The sequence below is a fragment of the Candidatus Baltobacteraceae bacterium genome, from assembly GCA_036489885.1.
Lineage (GTDB): Bacteria > Vulcanimicrobiota > Vulcanimicrobiia > Vulcanimicrobiales > Vulcanimicrobiaceae > JAFAMS01.
This window is the reverse complement of the sequence record DASXEW010000003.1, coordinates 1,979,058-1,996,592: the sequence shown is the minus strand read 5'-3', so window position 1 is coordinate 1,996,592 and position 17,535 is coordinate 1,979,058. Positions and strand designations below refer to the sequence as shown.

19 protein-coding genes are annotated in these 17,535 nt (G+C 60.5%); 8 read left to right on the top strand and 11 right to left on the bottom strand.

The window, feature by feature from the left end:
* The first annotated feature begins 1 nt into the window (after window position 1).
* Window positions 2–1,447, top strand: coding sequence for a multicopper oxidase family protein (locus VGG22_15830; protein HEY1729844.1), 1,446 nt, complete (start codon window positions 2–4; stop codon window positions 1,445–1,447).
* Window positions 1,444–1,902, top strand: coding sequence for an NUDIX hydrolase (locus VGG22_15825; protein HEY1729843.1), 459 nt, complete (start codon window positions 1,444–1,446; stop codon window positions 1,900–1,902). Before VGG22_15830 ends, VGG22_15825 begins: the two co-directional genes overlap by 4 nt.
* Here VGG22_15825 and VGG22_15820 read toward each other — a convergent pair.
* A complete protein-coding gene (locus VGG22_15820; protein ID HEY1729842.1) occupies window positions 1,892–2,692 on the bottom strand; it encodes a DUF72 domain-containing protein in 801 nt (266 codons plus the stop codon). The genes VGG22_15825 and VGG22_15820 overlap by 11 nt on opposite strands.
* 60 nt (window positions 2,693–2,752) lie before the next feature.
* Between VGG22_15820 and VGG22_15815 the strand changes: the two genes are divergently transcribed.
* Window positions 2,753–4,402 carry a long-chain fatty acid--CoA ligase gene (locus tag VGG22_15815; GenBank protein HEY1729841.1) on the top strand — a complete coding sequence of 550 codons (1,650 nt, stop codon included), beginning with the start codon at window positions 2,753–2,755 and terminating at the stop codon, window positions 4,400–4,402.
* Here VGG22_15815 and VGG22_15810 read toward each other — a convergent pair.
* Both VGG22_15810 and VGG22_15805 read right to left on the bottom strand, forming a co-directional pair.
* On the bottom strand, window positions 4,399–5,001 hold the full coding sequence (locus tag VGG22_15810; protein HEY1729840.1) for an FMN-binding negative transcriptional regulator: 603 nt from the start codon (window positions 4,999–5,001) through the stop codon (window positions 4,399–4,401). The genes VGG22_15815 and VGG22_15810 overlap by 4 nt on opposite strands.
* Window positions 5,001–5,636: a pyridoxamine 5'-phosphate oxidase family protein gene (locus tag VGG22_15805; protein ID HEY1729839.1), complete on the bottom strand. Its 636-nt coding sequence runs from the start codon at window positions 5,634–5,636 to the stop codon at window positions 5,001–5,003. The genes VGG22_15810 and VGG22_15805 overlap by 1 nt, the downstream gene beginning before the upstream one ends.
* Window positions 5,637–5,667: 31 nt before the next feature.
* Between VGG22_15805 and VGG22_15800 the strand changes: the two genes are divergently transcribed.
* Together VGG22_15800 and VGG22_15795 are read left to right on the top strand one after the other, a co-directional pair.
* A complete protein-coding gene (locus VGG22_15800; protein HEY1729838.1) occupies window positions 5,668–6,996 on the top strand; it encodes an aminotransferase class I/II-fold pyridoxal phosphate-dependent enzyme in 1,329 nt (442 codons plus the stop codon).
* Window positions 6,997–7,050: 54 nt separating this feature from the next.
* Complete coding sequence (locus VGG22_15795; protein ID HEY1729837.1) at window positions 7,051–8,154, top strand: hypothetical protein; 1,104 nt, start codon at window positions 7,051–7,053, stop codon at window positions 8,152–8,154.
* Between the two features lie 105 nt (window positions 8,155–8,259).
* On the opposite strand, the gene VGG22_15790 is transcribed toward VGG22_15795, so the two are convergent.
* From VGG22_15790 to VGG22_15780, 3 genes are read right to left on the bottom strand one after another with little or no spacing between them, the layout of a single operon-like run.
* Window positions 8,260–9,474, bottom strand: a complete 1,215-nt coding sequence (locus tag VGG22_15790) for an ABC transporter permease (GenBank protein HEY1729836.1) — start codon at window positions 9,472–9,474, stop codon at window positions 8,260–8,262.
* Window positions 9,471–10,181: an ABC transporter ATP-binding protein gene (locus VGG22_15785; GenBank protein ID HEY1729835.1), complete on the bottom strand. Its 711-nt coding sequence runs from the start codon at window positions 10,179–10,181 to the stop codon at window positions 9,471–9,473. Before VGG22_15785 ends, VGG22_15790 begins: the two co-directional genes overlap by 4 nt.
* A complete protein-coding gene (locus VGG22_15780) occupies window positions 10,178–11,791 on the bottom strand; it encodes an efflux RND transporter periplasmic adaptor subunit (protein HEY1729834.1) in 1,614 nt (537 codons plus the stop codon). The genes VGG22_15785 and VGG22_15780 overlap by 4 nt, the downstream gene beginning before the upstream one ends.
* Before the next feature lie 91 nt (window positions 11,792–11,882).
* Between VGG22_15780 and larC the strand changes: the two genes are divergently transcribed.
* The gene (gene larC / locus VGG22_15775) at window positions 11,883–12,533 is read left to right on the top strand and encodes a nickel insertion protein (protein ID HEY1729833.1); all 651 of its coding nucleotides are present in this window, start codon (window positions 11,883–11,885) and stop codon (window positions 12,531–12,533) included.
* On the opposite strand, the gene VGG22_15770 is transcribed toward larC, so the two are convergent.
* The 5 genes from VGG22_15770 to VGG22_15750 are packed head-to-tail and all read right to left on the bottom strand — an operon-like array spanning window position 12,502 to window position 15,294.
* On the bottom strand, window positions 12,502–12,876 hold the full coding sequence (locus tag VGG22_15770) for a hypothetical protein (GenBank protein HEY1729832.1): 375 nt from the start codon (window positions 12,874–12,876) through the stop codon (window positions 12,502–12,504). The genes larC and VGG22_15770 overlap by 32 nt on opposite strands.
* A 28-nt stretch (window positions 12,877–12,904) precedes the next feature.
* Window positions 12,905–13,474, bottom strand: a complete 570-nt coding sequence (locus tag VGG22_15765; protein HEY1729831.1) for a GNAT family N-acetyltransferase — start codon at window positions 13,472–13,474, stop codon at window positions 12,905–12,907.
* 39 nt (window positions 13,475–13,513) lie between these two features.
* The gene (locus VGG22_15760; protein ID HEY1729830.1) at window positions 13,514–14,218 is read right to left on the bottom strand and encodes a polysaccharide deacetylase family protein; all 705 of its coding nucleotides are present in this window, start codon (window positions 14,216–14,218) and stop codon (window positions 13,514–13,516) included.
* 11 nt (window positions 14,219–14,229) lie between these two features.
* Complete coding sequence (locus VGG22_15755; GenBank protein HEY1729829.1) at window positions 14,230–14,880, bottom strand: hypothetical protein; 651 nt, start codon at window positions 14,878–14,880, stop codon at window positions 14,230–14,232.
* A 6-nt stretch (window positions 14,881–14,886) separates the two neighbouring features.
* Complete coding sequence (locus tag VGG22_15750; GenBank protein HEY1729828.1) at window positions 14,887–15,294, bottom strand: ribonuclease HI family protein; 408 nt, start codon at window positions 15,292–15,294, stop codon at window positions 14,887–14,889.
* Between the two features lie 106 nt (window positions 15,295–15,400).
* On the opposite strand from VGG22_15750, the gene VGG22_15745 reads away from it, so the two are divergent.
* Window positions 15,401–16,381 carry a hypothetical protein gene (locus VGG22_15745; GenBank protein ID HEY1729827.1) on the top strand — a complete coding sequence of 327 codons (981 nt, stop codon included), beginning with the start codon at window positions 15,401–15,403 and terminating at the stop codon, window positions 16,379–16,381.
* Window positions 16,382–16,466: 85 nt separating this feature from the next.
* Window positions 16,467–17,534: a hypothetical protein gene (locus VGG22_15740; GenBank protein ID HEY1729826.1), complete on the top strand. Its 1,068-nt coding sequence runs from the start codon at window positions 16,467–16,469 to the stop codon at window positions 17,532–17,534.
* Window position 17,535: the final 1 nt, after the last annotated feature.

Here is a 17,535-nt window from a genome sequence, read left to right as displayed (position 1 = left end):
CATGATTCGAATCGCTCGCGGCGCGTTCGTGCGCGCTTCGGCGTCGGCGCTCATGTCGGCAAGCGTCGTTGCACCGCTCTCCGCAAAAGCCGCCGAATCAGAAACGCTCGACGTCACGCTGACCGCGAAGCCGTTGACCTTTCGGCCATTTCCCGGTGTCGTCTCTGCGGGACTTGCTTATAATGGCAGTATTCCGGGGCCGCTGCTTCGCATTCGCCACGGGCAACGTCTGCGCGCGCATTTCCTCAATCGGACCGGCTCGCTCAGCACGGTCCACTGGCACGGGATGATCTTACCGAATGTCATGGACGGCGTTCCCTACGTGACGCAAAAGCCCGTACGAGACGGCGACGAATATCTCTACGAATTCGTTCCGGGACCGCCCGGGTCGCGCTGGTATCACAGCCACGTCGGCGACCAGTTGTTCCAGGGACTCTTCGGAATGATCATCGTCGACGACGTGCGCGACGAACCCGCTGACGTCGACGTTGCGTTGGTCTTTCACGACGTGCCTAAGAGGTCGACGATCCGAGCCGCCATGCGTGGCGTCAGCACGGCCCCGATGGTTGACCCTGCCGGTTCGCCGGAACTTCTGGCAATGTCGCCCGACGATAGAATGGGCGATGAGGTTGCCTACGCGGCGCATTGCATCAATGGTGCCTGCTATCCTAACGTGCGTCCAATCGTGGTTCGCGTCGGTCACCGGGTTCGTTTGCGTATTCTCAACGCGAATCCGACGCAGACGCGCTACATCCGCCTAGGCGGACATCGGTTGCACGTCACGCACAGCGATGGTAATCCGCTGCCGCAACCGATCGACGTCGACGCGTTGCGTGTCGGCGTCGCGGAACGCTACGATGCGTGGTTCGAGGTTACGAAGCCCGGCGCGTGGCTGCTGCAAGGTCTGGCTGCGGATCCGATGGCCTTCGAGCAAGCCGTTGTCGTACACACGCCCGGCATGGAGAATGCATCGCCGCTCGGTTCGCCCTCCGCGCTCGAAGGCGTCCGCTTTTTCACGTACGAACTGGCTGGCGCAGCCGGCTCTCCCGGGAGCAGACCGGCCGCAATTCCGATAGACAAGCGCGCCTCGTACGTACTTGGCGGAGGCAAATGGGCCTCTTCGCGATGGACGATGAACGGCAAAACGTGGCCGCACACACAAAGGATCGTCGTCCGTCGGGACGATCGCGTCGAGGTGCATTTCAAGAACACGACCGACATGCATCATCCAATGCATCTTCACGGGCACGTTTTCGAGCTGGTCGCGATGAACGGCCGTGCCCTTCGCTATCCGTTGTCCAAGGACGTGACGCTCGTCGATCCAAACGGTGGAACGGCAACGTGGCGATTCGCGGCGACTTCTCCGCCCGGCCGGTGGGTGCTGCATTGCCACAACGATGTGCATATGATGGACGGCATGATGACGGAGGTCGACTACATGGCATGAAGCGGATTCATCTTTGTACGGGCATCCTCGAGCGCGCGGGTTGCCTTCTTCTGGTCGCGAGCCGGTACCGCAATCATCCCGGCCCACTCTGGAATCTTCCGGGAGGACGGCAAGAACCGTACGAGCTCCTCGAGGCTGCGCTGCAGCGCGAATTCGACGAAGAGGTCTCGCTGCCGGTCGAGATCGTGAACGTTGCGTACGTGGCGGAGTCGTTCGATCGCTTAACCGAAACGCAGTTCACCAATGTCGCGTTTGTGGTGCGCTCCGACGGCGAGCCGAAGATGCGCGACGGTGATCTGCACGCCGTTGATTTCGCGTGGGTACCTCTCGCGTCGGTCGGCGAGCGTCTAAGCGCGGACGTCGTCCGCAAACCCCTCCTCAGTTATCTGAACGGCGACCGCCGCGGTTATTATGGATTCCAAGAAGCCGGAATTACGATCGAGTTCAACGACTAAGCTTCTCGCGCAAAAGCTCCTCGAGCATCTCGGCATTGCGCGCCGCGTTTCCGCGGCGGTGATTGTTGAAGTAGGCGTAAACCTCGCGGACTTTCGGCTGCGCCGCGAGATCGATGATCCGATCGGTCCACGGTGTGAGCTCCTCTTGGGAATATAAATATTCATAGCGCGTCGCATTGTCGCCGCTCCACCACTGCTCGTAATTGCGGCCGTGAAACCGAACGTATGCGAGCGACGCGGTTACGTCGGCGCCCGGACGCAAGAGCGTTCGAAACTGGGGTTCGTCGACGTTGGTCCACGAAACACCCAGCTCACTGAGCAGCGTCAGCGTTTCGTTCGTCTGCCACTTGCGATTGCGGAATTCGACGACGAGTGGAACCGCGCCGAGTGCCTCGCACACCTTGCGCAAATATGCTTCGTTGCGGGGTTCCGGTTTGAAGCCGCTCGGAAACTGCAAAAGCCCGCAGGCGAGCTTCTTGCTTTCGACCAGCGGCTGTACGCCGTCGAGCCAGGCCGCGGCATCCGGATGGACCACCTCTGCACCAGCGGCATGCGTAACCGTCCCCGGCACCTTGACCGCAAAGCGGAAGTCGTCTGGCGTCCGCGCTGCCATCGAGGCAAACGTCTTCGCGCCTAGGATCCGATAGTAGGTCGCATCGATCTCGACTGCACCGAAATGACGTGCGTAGAACGGCAACATGTCGGTCGCCTTGATCTTTTCGGGGTAGAACGTGCCCTTCCACTCAGCGTATGAGTATCCACACGTTCCGACATAGAGTTTCGCCGCCATATAAACCAAACTTCGCGGCGTCGGGAGGGAAACCGGCCTGCCTGAGGCGGAGAGTCTGCCATGCAAAGCGCGGAGCGCGCCAAAACGCCGCTCGTAACATGGCCCGGGTTGATCATGGATATCCCACTCGGAATCGGTGGGATATTGGCGCACGCGGTTCGCAATCACGGCGATCGCGAGATCGTCTCGCGCGACGGTGATGCAATTTTCCGGTACGCCTATGCTGATTTTGGACGCCGTTGTGCGCAGTTGGCAAACGCGCTCGCGCGTTTAGGCATTCGTCCGGGTGATTGCGTCGCAAGTTTTGCGTGGAACACGCATCGGCATCTCGAGCTCTATTATGCCGTACCGTCATCCGGTGCGGTACTGCATACGGCAAACATTCGGCTCTTCGCAGACCAGATCGCATATGTGATCGAGCACGCCGACGACAAAGCAATCTTCGTCGACGCTTCACTGGTACCGGTTCTGCGGAAAGCGATCGACGCGCGACCCCAGCTCGCGAACCGCATCTACGTCGTCATGGGCCAAGGCTCGGAGACGCTCCCCAACGCCTACGATTACGAAACATTACTGGCCGCCGAATCGCCGTCGTGCGAATGGCCCGTGCTCGACGAGCGCGATGCCGCCATGATCTGCTATACCTCGGCGACGACCGGTGATCCAAAAGCAGCGGTCTTCAGCCATCGTTCGACGTTCATCCATGCTCTCGCGATCAACAGTGCCGACGTCTTCAGCATCGCGCGTCGCGACGTCGTGCTCCCGATCGTGCCGATGTTTCACGTCAACGCTTGGGGCATTCCGTTTGCTGCCGTGCTTTCAGGCGCCAAGATCGTCATGCCGGGCAGCCGTCTGGATCCAGCCGGGCTCATCGAGCTCTTCGAATCCGAAAGGGTTACCTTCAGCGGCGGCGTCCCGACCGTTTGGCTGGCGATACGCGACGCGCTTCGCGCGGCCGGAAAGCGTTTGCCGTCGCTCGATCGTGTGATTATCGGAGGCTCTGCGGTTCCACCGCAACTGATGGACGATTTGGAATCGCTCGGCATTCGCGTCACGCATGCCTGGGGCATGACCGAGATGAGTCCGCTCGGAACGACGGTTCCACTCTTCGGCCCCGAAGACGGACCACTCGAAGCGCTGACCCCACGTAAGCGCAAGCAGGGAAAATTTTCGCCGATCGTATCATGGCGCGTGCTCGACGATCTCGGCAACGAGGTCCCGCAAGATGGGGCGACGCGCGGCGAGCTGTGGGTCCGCGGTCCGTCAGTCGTTTCCGCATATTATAAGACGCCGGCTTCGAACGCGTTTGCCGACGGATGGTTTCGCACCGGCGACATCGTCACGATCGACCAAGACGGCTACATCGAGATCGTCGATCGCTCCAAAGACCTCATCAAGTCAGGCGGCGAGTGGATTAGCTCGGTCGATCTCGAGAACACCTTGATGGGTCATCCGCACATCAAAGAAGCCTGCGTGTTCGGCGTTGCGCATCCGAAATGGGATGAACGCCCGGTTGCCGCGGTCGTCGTGCGCGAGAACGTCACGCTTTCAGAGGACGAGGTCCGCGCGTGGCTTGGCGAGCGCATCGCAAAGTGGCAATTGCCCGATCGTGTGGTGTTCGTCGACGCGATTCCGCGCACGGGCGTTGGAAAGTTCCTCAAACGTGAGCTGCGCGAGCGCTACAAAGATCTTTATACGGGCAATTCTTAAAGACTGATCTCTTCCATCAGTGCTTTGAGATCGCCGCCAAGCGTGTCGGCGACGCGACGCCGTTCTTCAGGCGTGCGGTTTTGGCTCAGTTTTGCCTTGGCTTCGATGCGTACGATGGGAATCTCGAACGCTACGATTTGTCGAGCCATGTGTTCGAAATATTCTTTATCGACGTCCTCGACCGTGTAGCGCGGATTCATTCCGGCCTCTTCGCGATCGGTCAGCGTCCGCAGAAGCTCGCGAACGTCGGATGGATCGTCGACGATCTTGGCTTTTCCGTAAACGTGAACCGCGGTATAGTTCCAGGTCGGCACGGCCGCGGCGTCCGTTTTATACCACGTCGGCGAGACGTACGCGTGCGGGCCTGTGAAGATCACGAGCTGCCCCGAATCCCCGAATGACTGCCAATGCGGATTCGCTCGCGCCATATGAGCGCGCAACCTGCCAAGCGGCGCGGGCTTCGGATCGTAGAGAAACGGCAGATGCGTCGCAAACAGCTCGCCACGCAACGTCGTCACGAGCGTCGCAAACGCGTTCGCTCGCATGAAAGAACGGATCCAGTCCGGATCGTCAACGATGAAGTGCTTGGGAATATACATCAGCGTTTATAGGTTAGCACATACTCGGGAACGCCGACGATAGGCGTCACCGCGGCATCCGGAATCGGCGTACCGTAGGCCGTTCGCATCGGCAGCACACCGGCCCAAACCAGGCGCTCGAAGTCACCGCGATCGTCGAGGGGGCCGCCGGTGCGGACCTTCGCGCTCGCTTCTTCGAGTGAGAGCTTCACGACGGACGTCGCTTTCAGCTCGTTTTCATTCGGCGACCGCGCTTCGCGTGAACGTCCCGGGACGAGATGTTCGACGATGCATTCCAGGCCGTGCAGCTTTTCCTCGATGTTGCTCACCAGCTGCGCCGCTCCGAAGATCATCACGGAACGGTAGTTCATCGAATGCTTGAACGTGCTGCGCGCCAGGACCAAACCGTCGGTCAAGGTCACGGTCACGCAGACAGGGACGCCTTCCGACATTCGCTTGCACCACTGCGCCGCCGCGCTGCCGTGCAAGTATATGGAATCGCCGTCGCGTCCGAAGGCGGTCGGAATGACGACCGGAGACTCGACATCGACGAAGGCGACGTGCGCAATCATGCCTTCATCCAAGATTGCGTAGATCGGCTCCCGATCGTACACGCCGCGCTCGGGGTGACGGCGGACGCGCAGCCGAGTTTGCATGATCGACTTTCCTTTGTTATAGTACAAACCAGTGAACGTACCATTACGATATCAGATCAACGGCGAGGGGTCAAACGCGATCGCGTCCAGCATCGAACGGGAGATTCGTGACGGCCGCTTGACGCCGGGCGTAAAACTGCCGACGGTACGCGCCCTCGCAAAAGAACTCCAGCGCAGTCACGGCACTATTGCGGCTGCTTATCGCATTTTGCAAACGCGCGGCGTCATCGTTTCCGACGGACGCCGCGGAACGATCGTACGTCCGGCGCCCCCCGTTTTCCGCAGCGTTGGAAAACTCGAGGTCGCGGGCGATCTCGAAAACCTTGCCGACGGAAATCCCGATCCGGCGCTTCTTCCGCGCCTAACGACCGCGCTTCGCGCCGTCCCCAAGGAGCCGGTCCTTTACGGCGGACCGGCGCATGATGCGCGTTTGATGGAACGCGCCGCGCGCGCGTTCAAGAGTGACAATGTCGGATACAGCGCGATCGCCGTGCTCGGCGGCGCGCTCGACGGCATCGAACGCGCCCTTGCCGCAAATCTTCGCGCGGGCGACGAAGTCGCGGTCGAAGATCCGATCTATCCCGCGCATCTCGATTTGCTCGGCGCACTCGGCCTGACGCCAATTCCCGTTCCGCTCGACGAACACGGCATGCTTCCCGATCGTCTCGCGGCTGCGATACGCCGCGGCGCGCGTGCGCTCCTCATCTCACCTCGCGCGCAGAATCCGACCGGCGCCGCCATCGATGCAAAACGGCAAGTGGATCTGCTTGCAACGATCGCGCAAGCCGAGAATCTGTTCGTAATCGAAGACGATCACGCATGGCTTGTCGCCGGCGCGCCGTATCGAAGTCTAACGCCGAAGCGCGAACGCTGGTTCGTCGTTCGCTCGTTCTCAAAACCATTCGGTCCCGATCTCCGCATCGCGATCGCTTCCGGCGATCCCGCGACGATTGCACGGATCAAAGGGACACAGCAACTCGGCGTCGGCTGGGTCTCAAATATTCTGCAATCGACAGCGCTCGCGCTCTGGGGTGATCCCGCCGTCATGCGCGCTATCGACCAGGCCCGCGCAAGCTACGCTGCGCGTCGTGGGATGTTGATCGCCGCACTCGCGCAGGTCGGAATCGACGTCTCGATTCCGAGCGGGCTCAACTGTTGGATCCCCGTCGCAGACGAATCCGCAACGCTCGCCCAGCTGCGAGACGCCGGTTATGCGTGCGCTCCCGGAACGCGCTTTCGAATCGAAACGCCGCCCGCGATTCGCGCCACGATCGCGCGTCTTAGTAACCGGGCCGCCACCGGATTTGCCGCCGCCCTTGCGCAGAGCAGGCATACGAGCTCGGCAACTCGCAGCACCTAGTCGCCGATGTCCTCCGATACGAACATTGCCGCGGGCCAAGAAGCTCTCCGGGCAATGAAAGCCGACGATGCAATCGCTGCGTTCAACCGGGTGATAGCTGCCGACCCCGAAAGTATTCCCGCACATCTCGGATTGTACGAAGCATTTCAAATCAAAGGCGATCGCGAACGCGCACTCGAGCACCAGGCGCGCGTCCTGGCCAAGCAGCGTCTCTTTCTCGACAAGTCCGCGCCGCAGGGTGCGCCCACCATGTTGCTCGTCGCGATTCCCGGTGATTGGCAAGCCAACGTCCCGCTCGAGTTTTTGTACGGTTCACTCAATGTCGGGATCATGAAGATGTACGTCGACGACGTCGACCCGTTGCCTCCGCGCGGCGTTCTTCCACCCTTCGACGTCGTCTTCAACGTCATCGCGCATTCGGAGCAATCCGGTCGAACCTTGAAGCTGCTCGAGAGTTGGCTTCCAAAACTCGGACGGCGCGTGCTCAACGATCCGGCTAGTGTTCAGCGGCTAAGCCGCGATGGCGTTGCTCGCGACTTTGCAGACCTTGATGGTGCACTGGTACCGGTAACGCGACGCCTGCGCCGTGAGGACATCGTCTTGGAGGCTGCGTACGTCATTCGTCCGGTCGGCTCGCAGGCGGGTGCGCAGTTCTCGAGGATCGAGACGTCCGAAGAGCTCGACATATACCTGCGCGAGACTCCCGGCGATGAGTTCTACGTGATGCCGTTCATCGATTACCGGCGCAAGGACGGATACTTTCGGAAGTATCGCATCATCTTCGTGGGCGGCGTCCCATACGCACATCATCTCGCCATCTCGCAGAATTGGATGGTACACTACTACAACGCGCTCAATGCGAAAGAGCAATGGATACGCGACGAGGAGCAACGTTTTCTTGCCGACGTCGGCAACGTCTTCGACGGACCTCGTGAGCGCGTCTTACAAGAAATTGCCCGGCGCGTTGGACTCGACTACTTCGGAATCGATTGTAGCGTGCTCGAAGATGGCCGCGTCCTCATCTTTGAGATCGATCCGGCTATGATCGTCCATCTCGTCGACTCGCGCGAGATGTATCCGTACAAACATGAGTACGTGCCGCGCATCCCGGCCGCGCTGGAGAAACTGATTCGCTCTTCTGTGTCATCCCGAGCGTAGCGCCCTTGGGCGCGTAGTCGAGGGACAGCGGCTCTTGTCAGACGGTAAGCATTGCCGCTGTCCTTCGACTACGCAACGCTACGCGTTGCTACGCTCAGGATGACATTATTCGAAGCGCAGGGCCTCGATGGGATTCAGATGCGCCGCGCGGCGCGCCGGCGCGTATCCGAAGAAGATACCGACGAGCGCCGAGAAGCCGATTGCGAGCGCGACGCTCGCCGGAGGAACCGACGTCGCCCAACCCGCGGTCATCGATACACCGACCGTCGCGATGCCGCCGAGCAGCGCACCGATTGCGCCGCCGGCGGTCGCGAGCACGGTCGCCTCGATGAGGAACTGGCGCAAGATCACCGAGTTACGGGCGCCGACGGCCATACGCAAGCCGATCTCACGCGTCCGTTCCGTGACCGAAACGAGCATGATGTTCATGATTCCTATTCCGCCAACGAGCAGCGAAACGGAAGCGACTCCAGCAAGCAGAACCGCGAGAATGTTTCCGGTCTGCGAGGCCGTTGCCGCAATGTCTTGCAGGTTGCGAATTTGGAAATCGTCCGGACGGCCCGCGACGATGCGATGCCGTTGCTCGAGCAATCCGGTGATCTCAGTCTGCACCGCATCGGTTTGCGACGGATCCGCCGCCGAGACGAGCAGCATTCCGACGCTGGTTTGACCCGTCATGCGCTCCATTGAGGCGGTATACGGAATGAGGACCGTGTCGTCTTGATCCTGTCCGACGCCGCTCTGGCCCTTGGAGCTGAGCACGCCAACGACCGTGTACGGAACGTTCCCGATGAGTACGGTTTGACCAACCGGTGAGGTGGTAGGAAAGAGATTCTGCACGACGGTTTGGCCGAGGACGGCGACCTTTGCAGCCGAGTCCACGTCGGATTGCGTGAAGAACGAGCCCGACGTAGTTGGCCACGAGCGGATGAACTGGAACGTCGGCGCGACGCCCGTCACGGTCGTCTGCCAGTTGTTGCCGTTGGCTACGACTTGCGTGCGCGAGTTGACTTCCGGTGAGACTGCTGCCACGCCCGGCAGCTGCGCGATCGCCATACCGTCGGCAGGCGTCAGCGTCGATGCGCCGCCATTACCGGTCCGCACGCCGCCTTGATTGAGACTGCCGGGCATAACGATCAGCATGTTACTGCCGAGCGAGTTGATCTGAGCTTGCACTGAATTTCGTGCACCGACTCCGATGCCTACGGTTACGATAACGGCTGCGACGCCGATGATGATCCCGAGCATAGTGAGTATCGAGCGGACGCGATTGCGCAAGAGCGCTTGGCCCGCAAGACGGAGCGTTGCAAGGAATGTCATCGTAGTGCTGCTTCCTGTGAGAGGACCGGACGATCGGAGAGAATCTTACCGTCTCGGAACGTCACGATGCGTTTTGCGTGCGCGGCCACATCAGGCTCGTGCGTAACGAGCAAGATCGTGATGCCGCGCTCTTCGTTGAGCCTGCTGAAGAGCGCCATGACATCTTCCGAAGATTTTGTGTCGAGCGCCCCGGTCGGTTCGTCGGCCAAAATCAATCCCGGATTATTCACCAGCGATCGCGCGATCGCGACACGCTGCTGTTGACCGCCGGAGAGCTGACTCGGTTGATGGTTTGCGACGTGCGCGAGTCCGACGAGCCCGAGCGCTTCAAGTGCCGCCGCGCGCCGAAGTTGTGGATCGACGCCGGCATACACCATGGGAAGCTCGACATTTTCGACTGCCGTGGTTCGCGGAAGCAGATTGTAGGCTTGGAACACGAACCCGAGCCTGTTGCTGCGTGTGTCCGCGAGGTCGTCCGTCGATAGTGACGAGACTTCCCGTCCTTCGAAGTGGTAGATACCGCCAGTCGGACGATCCAGCATGCCGACGATGTGCATGAAGGTCGATTTACCGGATCCCGATGGACCCATGACGGCGACGAACTCTCCTTGTTCGATCGAAAGATCGACGCCGTCAAGGGCACGCACCGTGTGATCCATCATCGGATAGTCTTTGACCAGATTGGTCACTTGTACGACCGGTGTCATCGTCCGTATCCTCCGCCACCGACGCGCACTCCACGGGAAGGCTGCGCGTTCAGCGGTGAGCTACCTTTGGTCGTCGCAGCGTGCTGCGGGTGCGATGCCGATGCGCCGCCAGCGATGACCACCGGCGTTCCCGCCGCAAGCGTTCCGTGTAGCGGCGTAACTGCCGCGTTCGTCCCGCTGATCATTTGGATGTTGACGGGAACCATCTGTACGTCGTTGCCGGCTTTGACGAACACGTGTCCGTGCGTTCCGGCTACGATTGTCGCGCTGGTGGCGCTTGCGCTCGCACCCCACGGGTTGCCGCTGCCGGCGGTGTTTTGCGTACGCTCAGTCGTGTTCGAAGACGATTTACGTCCTTTGAACTGACCCGCAGCCGGATGCCATTGCAGCGCAGTGAGCGGGACGATGGTCGCGTTTTTCACCGAAGCGACGTCGATCGTTGCGTTCGCCGTCATGCCCGGGAGCAGCGCGCCGTCTTGGTTGTTGACGTCGACGACGGTTGTGTAGGTGACGACGTTCGAGACGGTCGTCGGGTTCTTGCGAACCTGCGTTACCGTGCCCGTGAACGTTCGGGTGGGGTATGCGAGGACCGTGAAGGAAACCGAGTCGCCCGCCTGCACGTTGCCGATGTCCGGTTCGCCGACTTGCAGATCGGCTTCCATCTTCGTAAGGTCTTTGGCGATCGAGAACAACGTCGGCGTTTGTAGGCCGGCCGCAACGGTCTGCCCGACCGATATGTCACGCGCGATCACCGTGCCGTCGACCGGCGATGTGATGACGCTGTTGTTTAAGTTGTACGCGGCCTGCGCGACCTGTGCTTCCTGAATGCCGATTCCGGCTTGGCTCGCGGCTGCGGTCGATTGCGCACCTTGCGCTTGCGCGGCATCCGCAGCCGTCGTGGCTACTTGAGCAGTCTCTTGCGCTTGGGCCTGCGTTACCGCTATTTGTGCGGCTTGCAACGCTGACTGCGCGGCGACTGCGTTCGAGCTATCCGTATCGTATTGGCTTTGGGAGATGAATCCCTGACCGAGAAGCTGCTTGTCGCGTGAGACGGTTTGCTGTGCGAGCGCGCTTGCGCTCTGCGCCTTTGCGATCTGAGCTTTCGCGGAGGCGATGGCTTGCTGATCGGCAGCGACGTTGGCTTGCGCAGCCGCAACCGATGACTGAGAGCCGTTGGCATTATCCGCGCCTGCGGTAGCCTGGGCTTGCGATTGCGAGAGCGAGGCACGTGCCGACTGAAGAGCTGCTAGTAGGCTCGTCGGATCGATTTTCGCGAGAACCTGGCCCTTCTTCACCTTCGAGTTGTAGTCGACGAAGAGTTGGGAGATAGTTCCCGAGACTTGTGTACCGACGTTTACCGTGTCTTGTGGATTAACGGTACCCGTTGCCGTAACGCTCTGCGTCAGCGTTCCCTGTGTTGCCGGCTGTGTGAGGACGGCGGTGGCAGCGCGAGGGCGGAAAACAGCCCACGACCCGGCGATTAGCGCGATGATCGCGAACGCCGCAAGGAGTATCGTATAAGAGCGGTGCCAACGCCGTTTAGGCGGAATTGGCGAAAAACTAACTTTCGTGTGGCCGTTGGTATGAGGACGTTCAAGTATTTTCATCATTGCTTACCTGTCTCTATTAACTGTTCGGGCTCCCAGAATGGCCTCAAATGGTCTAAGAGCAGGATGAGATTTGCACCCAGGGATTTCTCAGGTGCGCGCAGCGTTTTTTGACTTGATCGGCGGCGCCAGCGGCAACATGCTTTTAGGCGCGTTTGTCGATGCAGGCGCGAATCTTGATGAAATCGTCAAGATGCTCGAGACGATTCCAGTCGACGGGTGGTCAATTGTGCGCGAGCGCACGCAACGCCGCGGAGTCGCGGCAACGTACATCGATGTCGTCATTCCGGGTGAGGACGATCACTTCGAACATACGGAAGCGCATCGGCATCCGCCCGGACGTCGCACGCTCTCCGAAGTCATCGACATCTTCAAGTGCTCGCGGCTATCGAAACCGCAAGTGGACCTGGCAACGACTATTGCGGAGCGCTTAGCGCGCGCCGAGGGGCAGTTGCACTTTCATCCCATCGGTCAAATTGACGCGATCATCGATATCGCGGCGACGTGCATTGCACTCGATCTCTTTGGCATCGAGCGTTGCTTCTGCTCGGCGTTTCCAAACGACCTCAGCTTGACCAGCGGCAAACAGATGGTCACGACAACCGGTGCAGCGATTCTTTCGACGCTCGTCGAGCGGCCCGGATTTCGTCCGGATCTGCATGTTGAATTAAGCGGCTACGGCGCCGGCCGCAGCGATTTTCCGATGCCGAACGTTACTCGGATTGAAGTCGGCCGGCTGACTTGACGCGATATGCAGCGATATGGCCGGCCGGATTTATCATCACCATGACGATCATGGTTCCGCGGTCGAAGTTCGCCTTGTATCGAAAACGCCCGGGATCGTCGGCGTGGAGCGTGCTCAGACCCTTATAACGGCCGAGGGAGTGCATCTGATCCGAGATCGCGCCGACCTGTTCGCGTGTGACGCGCAACTTTAAGCGCTCATCGAAATTGGCGACGGCGGCGTCATGATTGTCCTCGTAGAGCGCGCGCGTCGTTAGATCCGCAAGGCGTTCCGGCGTGTGAGCGACGCCACACGAGGACAAGATCGAAGCCAGCGCGAGCAGCGTGGTCAGCCTGAGGATCATGACCACCTTTTTCCCGGTCGGCTGCCCCTTAACCGACGACCCGTTGCCGCGATTTGAGCTCTTCGAGCTGTTGCGCGCGCGTGAAGATATAGAGGATGATGTCGACGCGCCGGTTCCGCACGAGGGCTCCGCCATGAAGCAGCCGCGTCTCCGTGAAGCCCAAGCCTTCGAGCACACGCCGCGACGAAAGGTTTTCGGGTACGGTGCAGGCGTGCAACTCAGCCAATTCCGTCACGGCAAAAATCTCGTCGACCAAAGCACGTAGCGCTTCCCGCGCATAGCCTTTGCGACGCGCGGTGGTGAGCAAACTGTACCCCAGCTCGGCATGGTCGCGCGTGCGATCGTTGATGCGCACCGAAACCCACCCAGCGTCGGCACCGCTCTGCCGCTCGCGAATCAGCCATTCAAATCGCCCGATTGCACCTGGACCGAAGCGAGTAGGACGCGTGCGCACCTGCCGCTCGAATTCCTCGACTGAGATGCGCGGAATATCTTGGAACTCGCGCAGGTTCGGCTGCTGCAGGACGCGCCAAAGATTCCGAGCGTTTTCGTCGTCGACCGGGATCAGATCGAGTCGTGCGGTGAGGAGCCTACGCATTTTCATGTCGCGTCTTTGCGGTACCCAGGAAACCTCCCGCTATTGCAATGCCTCCAGTGCAAGCATGTGCGGAATCGTTACGAACGTAAGGCCGCGTTGCCGCAGGCCCCGCACGATCATGCGGACGGCCTGCACCACGTCCTGCCGATCTGCCCGCCTTCCCCGGTTGCCGTCATGGAGCGCGATGATCGATCCGTCGCCGCTTCGTTGTAAGATTCGACGAGCGATCGCAGCGGCGCCGGGAAATTCCCACTCGCGCGCTAGCGGCGTCGACCACAAGACACACGTATAGCCCAAGCGCTGCAGCTCATCGAGGACAAGAAAGCTTCGCGCACCGAAGGGCGGGCGCGCAAGCCACGTCCGCGTCCCCGTTGCCGCATAGATTGCGTCGTCGGTTCGCTGAAGTTGATGCGCGATGCCGGCTCGCGAGCGTAGGTTCAAGTGCGCGTGATCCCACGTATGATTTCCGAGGGCGTGACGCTCACGAACCATGCGCTGCAATGTCTTGGGCTGCTCGGCTGCGGCTTTACCAACGAGAAAAAACGTCGCGTGCACGTCTTCTTCGCCCAGCACATCGAGAATGGCGCGCGTGTCCTCGCCGTTGGGTCCGTCGTCAAACGTCAATGCAACGATCCGGCGCCCGGGCGCAAGACCGGTGAACGTGTCCCCGAAAAATCTGCTCCGCGGATGCTGCACCGCCTGATACGCCGCGTACGCTGCTCCACCCAGGACCGCAGCCGCCACGGACGTTAGCGTTATGCTGCGCGTAGTTTTGCTCGTGCTGCAGCCAAGGTTGCGCGCAACCCCGGAGGATCGAACGCTTTAAAATCGTGGACGATCAAGCCGTAGCGCGGCTCGGCAAGCGATGTGCTGCGCAGCGTCAGAAGATCCGGCACCGGTTTGTCCTTCTCGAGATGAATATGGTATTGATGTCCGGCGGTCGTCGCCCAATAATGCGGATCCGTGAATGTGAAGGTATGGCCGCCGCTTTGATTGTCGGTCAACTGGTAGATTGCGATCGTGTACGAGGTTGTCGTATCGCCGCGCGGCGGCATGGTCCGCAGATCCCAGACGCCGTCGTGCACGGCTTCACCGAACAGAGACGCAACAGTGAACCCGGAGACGGGCAGCTTAAAGCGGGCGATCGCGGTGCCGGGACGATTCATCCCTTCGTACGCGACTTCGGCTTTGCCGTTGACGTTGGTGAACGTCAGGCTCTCGCGCGCAATCGGCCCCTGCTCGTGCGTCACCGTGTATGTCATGCGGATAACTGACTTCGAGCGTTCAACCGTGCGGGTGGCGGCATAGCGCGATGATTCGATGGGCCAATAAATCATCCAACCAATCACGACCGATGCGATCGCGAGCACGGTGATTGCCAAGGGAATGACCGGGGAGCGATTCATGGGGCGCTACTTGCCCTTGTGAGCGTCGAGAACCTGATTGACGAGCTTGTCCGCCTCTTTGTTGAACTCTCGACGAACGTGCGCGACGTGCGCATACGGAAAGCGGCGCAACAGAGTTTTGGCCTTCGCATGCAACGGGATCAAGTGCGGTTGTTTGACGCGGTACGCTCCCGAAAGCTGCCGAACCACGAGCTCACTATCCAGCCGGACCTCGATCTCATCTACACCAAGCTCGAGCGCGGCCTCTAAGCCGGCGATCAGGCCGGACCACTCCGCGACGTTATTCGTGGAGATTCCTATAAACTCGGAGACCTCGCACAGCGTCTCGCCGCCCTGATCGAAAAGCACGGCTCCGTAGGCCGCCGGCCCCGGATTTCCGCGAGACCCGCCGTCGGCATAGAGTGTCGCCTTCACCGAGTATTGGTTCGAAAGTCACGCGCGCGACGACCTGTTGTTACCACGCATATAGGGCTAACGGCGACTCGCTCGCGCTTCCGGCTAGGACTACGCTCTGGTAACCATGCGAAAGCCGCCGAAGTCTCTTCTTGCATTTGGCTTGTCTATAGGAATCGCACTCCTTACCGCTTGCGGCGGAGGAGGCGGCGGTTCGAGCGCGCCGACCACTCCGGGGGGATCGAACCCGGCGGGTCCCTCACAAGGTCCGACGTCGACGCCGGCTCCGGCGGCGACGACGATCGGCGTGGGCTACGGTGAGACAAACGGCAGCGCGCAATCGCTGTTGATTTCGACGGCGCAGAATACGCACAGCTATAGCGGCGGTGGCAATCTCATGCCGGGACAAAGTGGCGCGACATCGGCTGGTGGCGGCCAAGGAAGCGCGGTTGACGGAATCCCGTGCGCATCGTCAATGTCCGGCGACTACCACGTGCATTTCTTCGTCGGCATTATCTACAACGGACAACAAGTATCCGTACCAGCCGGCGTTGGCATGGTAGACCCGTATCCGCCCAATCAGTACGTGTACAACGGCAATCCGGTGCCTGGGCCAACGGCGGGAGCCGTTCCGAATCAAAGCTGGACTGCGTCCTGCTATTACGACATGCACGTCCACGACGATAGCGGCATGATTCACGTCGAGACGGCATACAATACCCCGCAACTCTGCGGTGCCGCCAGCGGAAATCCGCCGACGCAAGAATGCAACTACGCCGCGCCCTACACGTTGAAAACATTCTTCGACATCTGGGGCATCAACGTCACGACATCCAACTTTGGCCCGCTGACCGGCCCGGTGCTTATCTACACGACGCCTGCGGGCTACAACTCGTACTCAGCGTGCGGAGCGAGCTCTAACGACGTGATCGTGCCGTGTTCTACGACGTCGACGTCATACGCGCCGTACACCGGCTCGCTTTCACAGCTCGAAGCGCAGCCGATCTATTCGCACTCCGTGTACTGGTTTGTCATCGGCACACCAAATCCAGCTGGATCGTCGGGTTCAGGCCTTCCCAATATCAATTGGGTTGAAGGGGATCCGTAGCGCTGGCTTGGTTCTTAAGTCCCAGAAAAATGGGGCTGCAAGCGACTCGTTGATTGCGCCAGGCCAGACTACGCTGTACCTGACCATGCGAAAACTATCGAAGATCCTTGCCGCATTTTCATTCGTCGCCGGAATCGGACTTCTCGTTGCGTGCGGCGGCGGAGGAGGAAGCACTCCGAGCGCGCCGAGCGCACCCGGAAATCCGGTTGCTCCAACCGTTGCGCCTACAGCAACCCCGGTAGGTGCGACGCCGTCGCCGACCCCCGTCGGCGCAACCCCCTCGCCAACACCAACGGCGACGCCGAAGGGCGCAACGCCGAGTCCAACCCCAACGCCGACTCCGCCGCCAGCAACGCCGACGCCCTCGACGACGACTCTTCAAGTCGGGGACGGCCAGACGAATGGGAATGTCAATCCGCTGCTCGTCATCAACACGGCGCCCGATAGCCGCGGCTACATGCACGGCGGAAATCTCGAGCCGGGGGATCAGGGAGCTACATCAAGCGGTGGCGGCCAAGGCCCGGTAAACAATGGAGTCGTCGACGGCGTTCCGTGCGCAGCCTCCATGTCGAATGACTATCACGTCCATTTCTTCTTGGGCGTGTTCTACAACGGACAGGAGCTCGGCATACCTGCCGGCGTCGGCATGGTCAATCCGGATCCACCCAGCGATAACATCAACGGCGTTCTGAACCAGAGCTATTACGCCGATTGTTACTACGACATGCACGCGCACGACAACAGCGGCATGATCCATGTTGAGACCGCCTACAATACTCCGCAGAACTGCGGCGCTGCCAGTGGCAATCCGCCGACACAGTTGTGCAACTATGCATCACCGTTCACGCTGCAAACCTTCTTCGACATTTGGGGAATCTCGTTTAGCGCGAACAGCTTCGGGCCGCTAAGCGGACCCGTTCAGATCTACACGTCGACACCTGCAAACTACAACTCATACTCCGCTTGCGGAACGACGAGCGTAAATACCGTCGTCACGCCATGCGTGACCCAATCGAGCACGTATCAGGCCTTCCTTGGACTGCCCGCGCAGATTCCGATCTACTCGCATACGACCATCTGGATATTGGTCGGAACGGGCAACCCGTATGGTCAAGGACTCCCCAACGTCAATTGGCAGGAGGGGAATCCCTAGA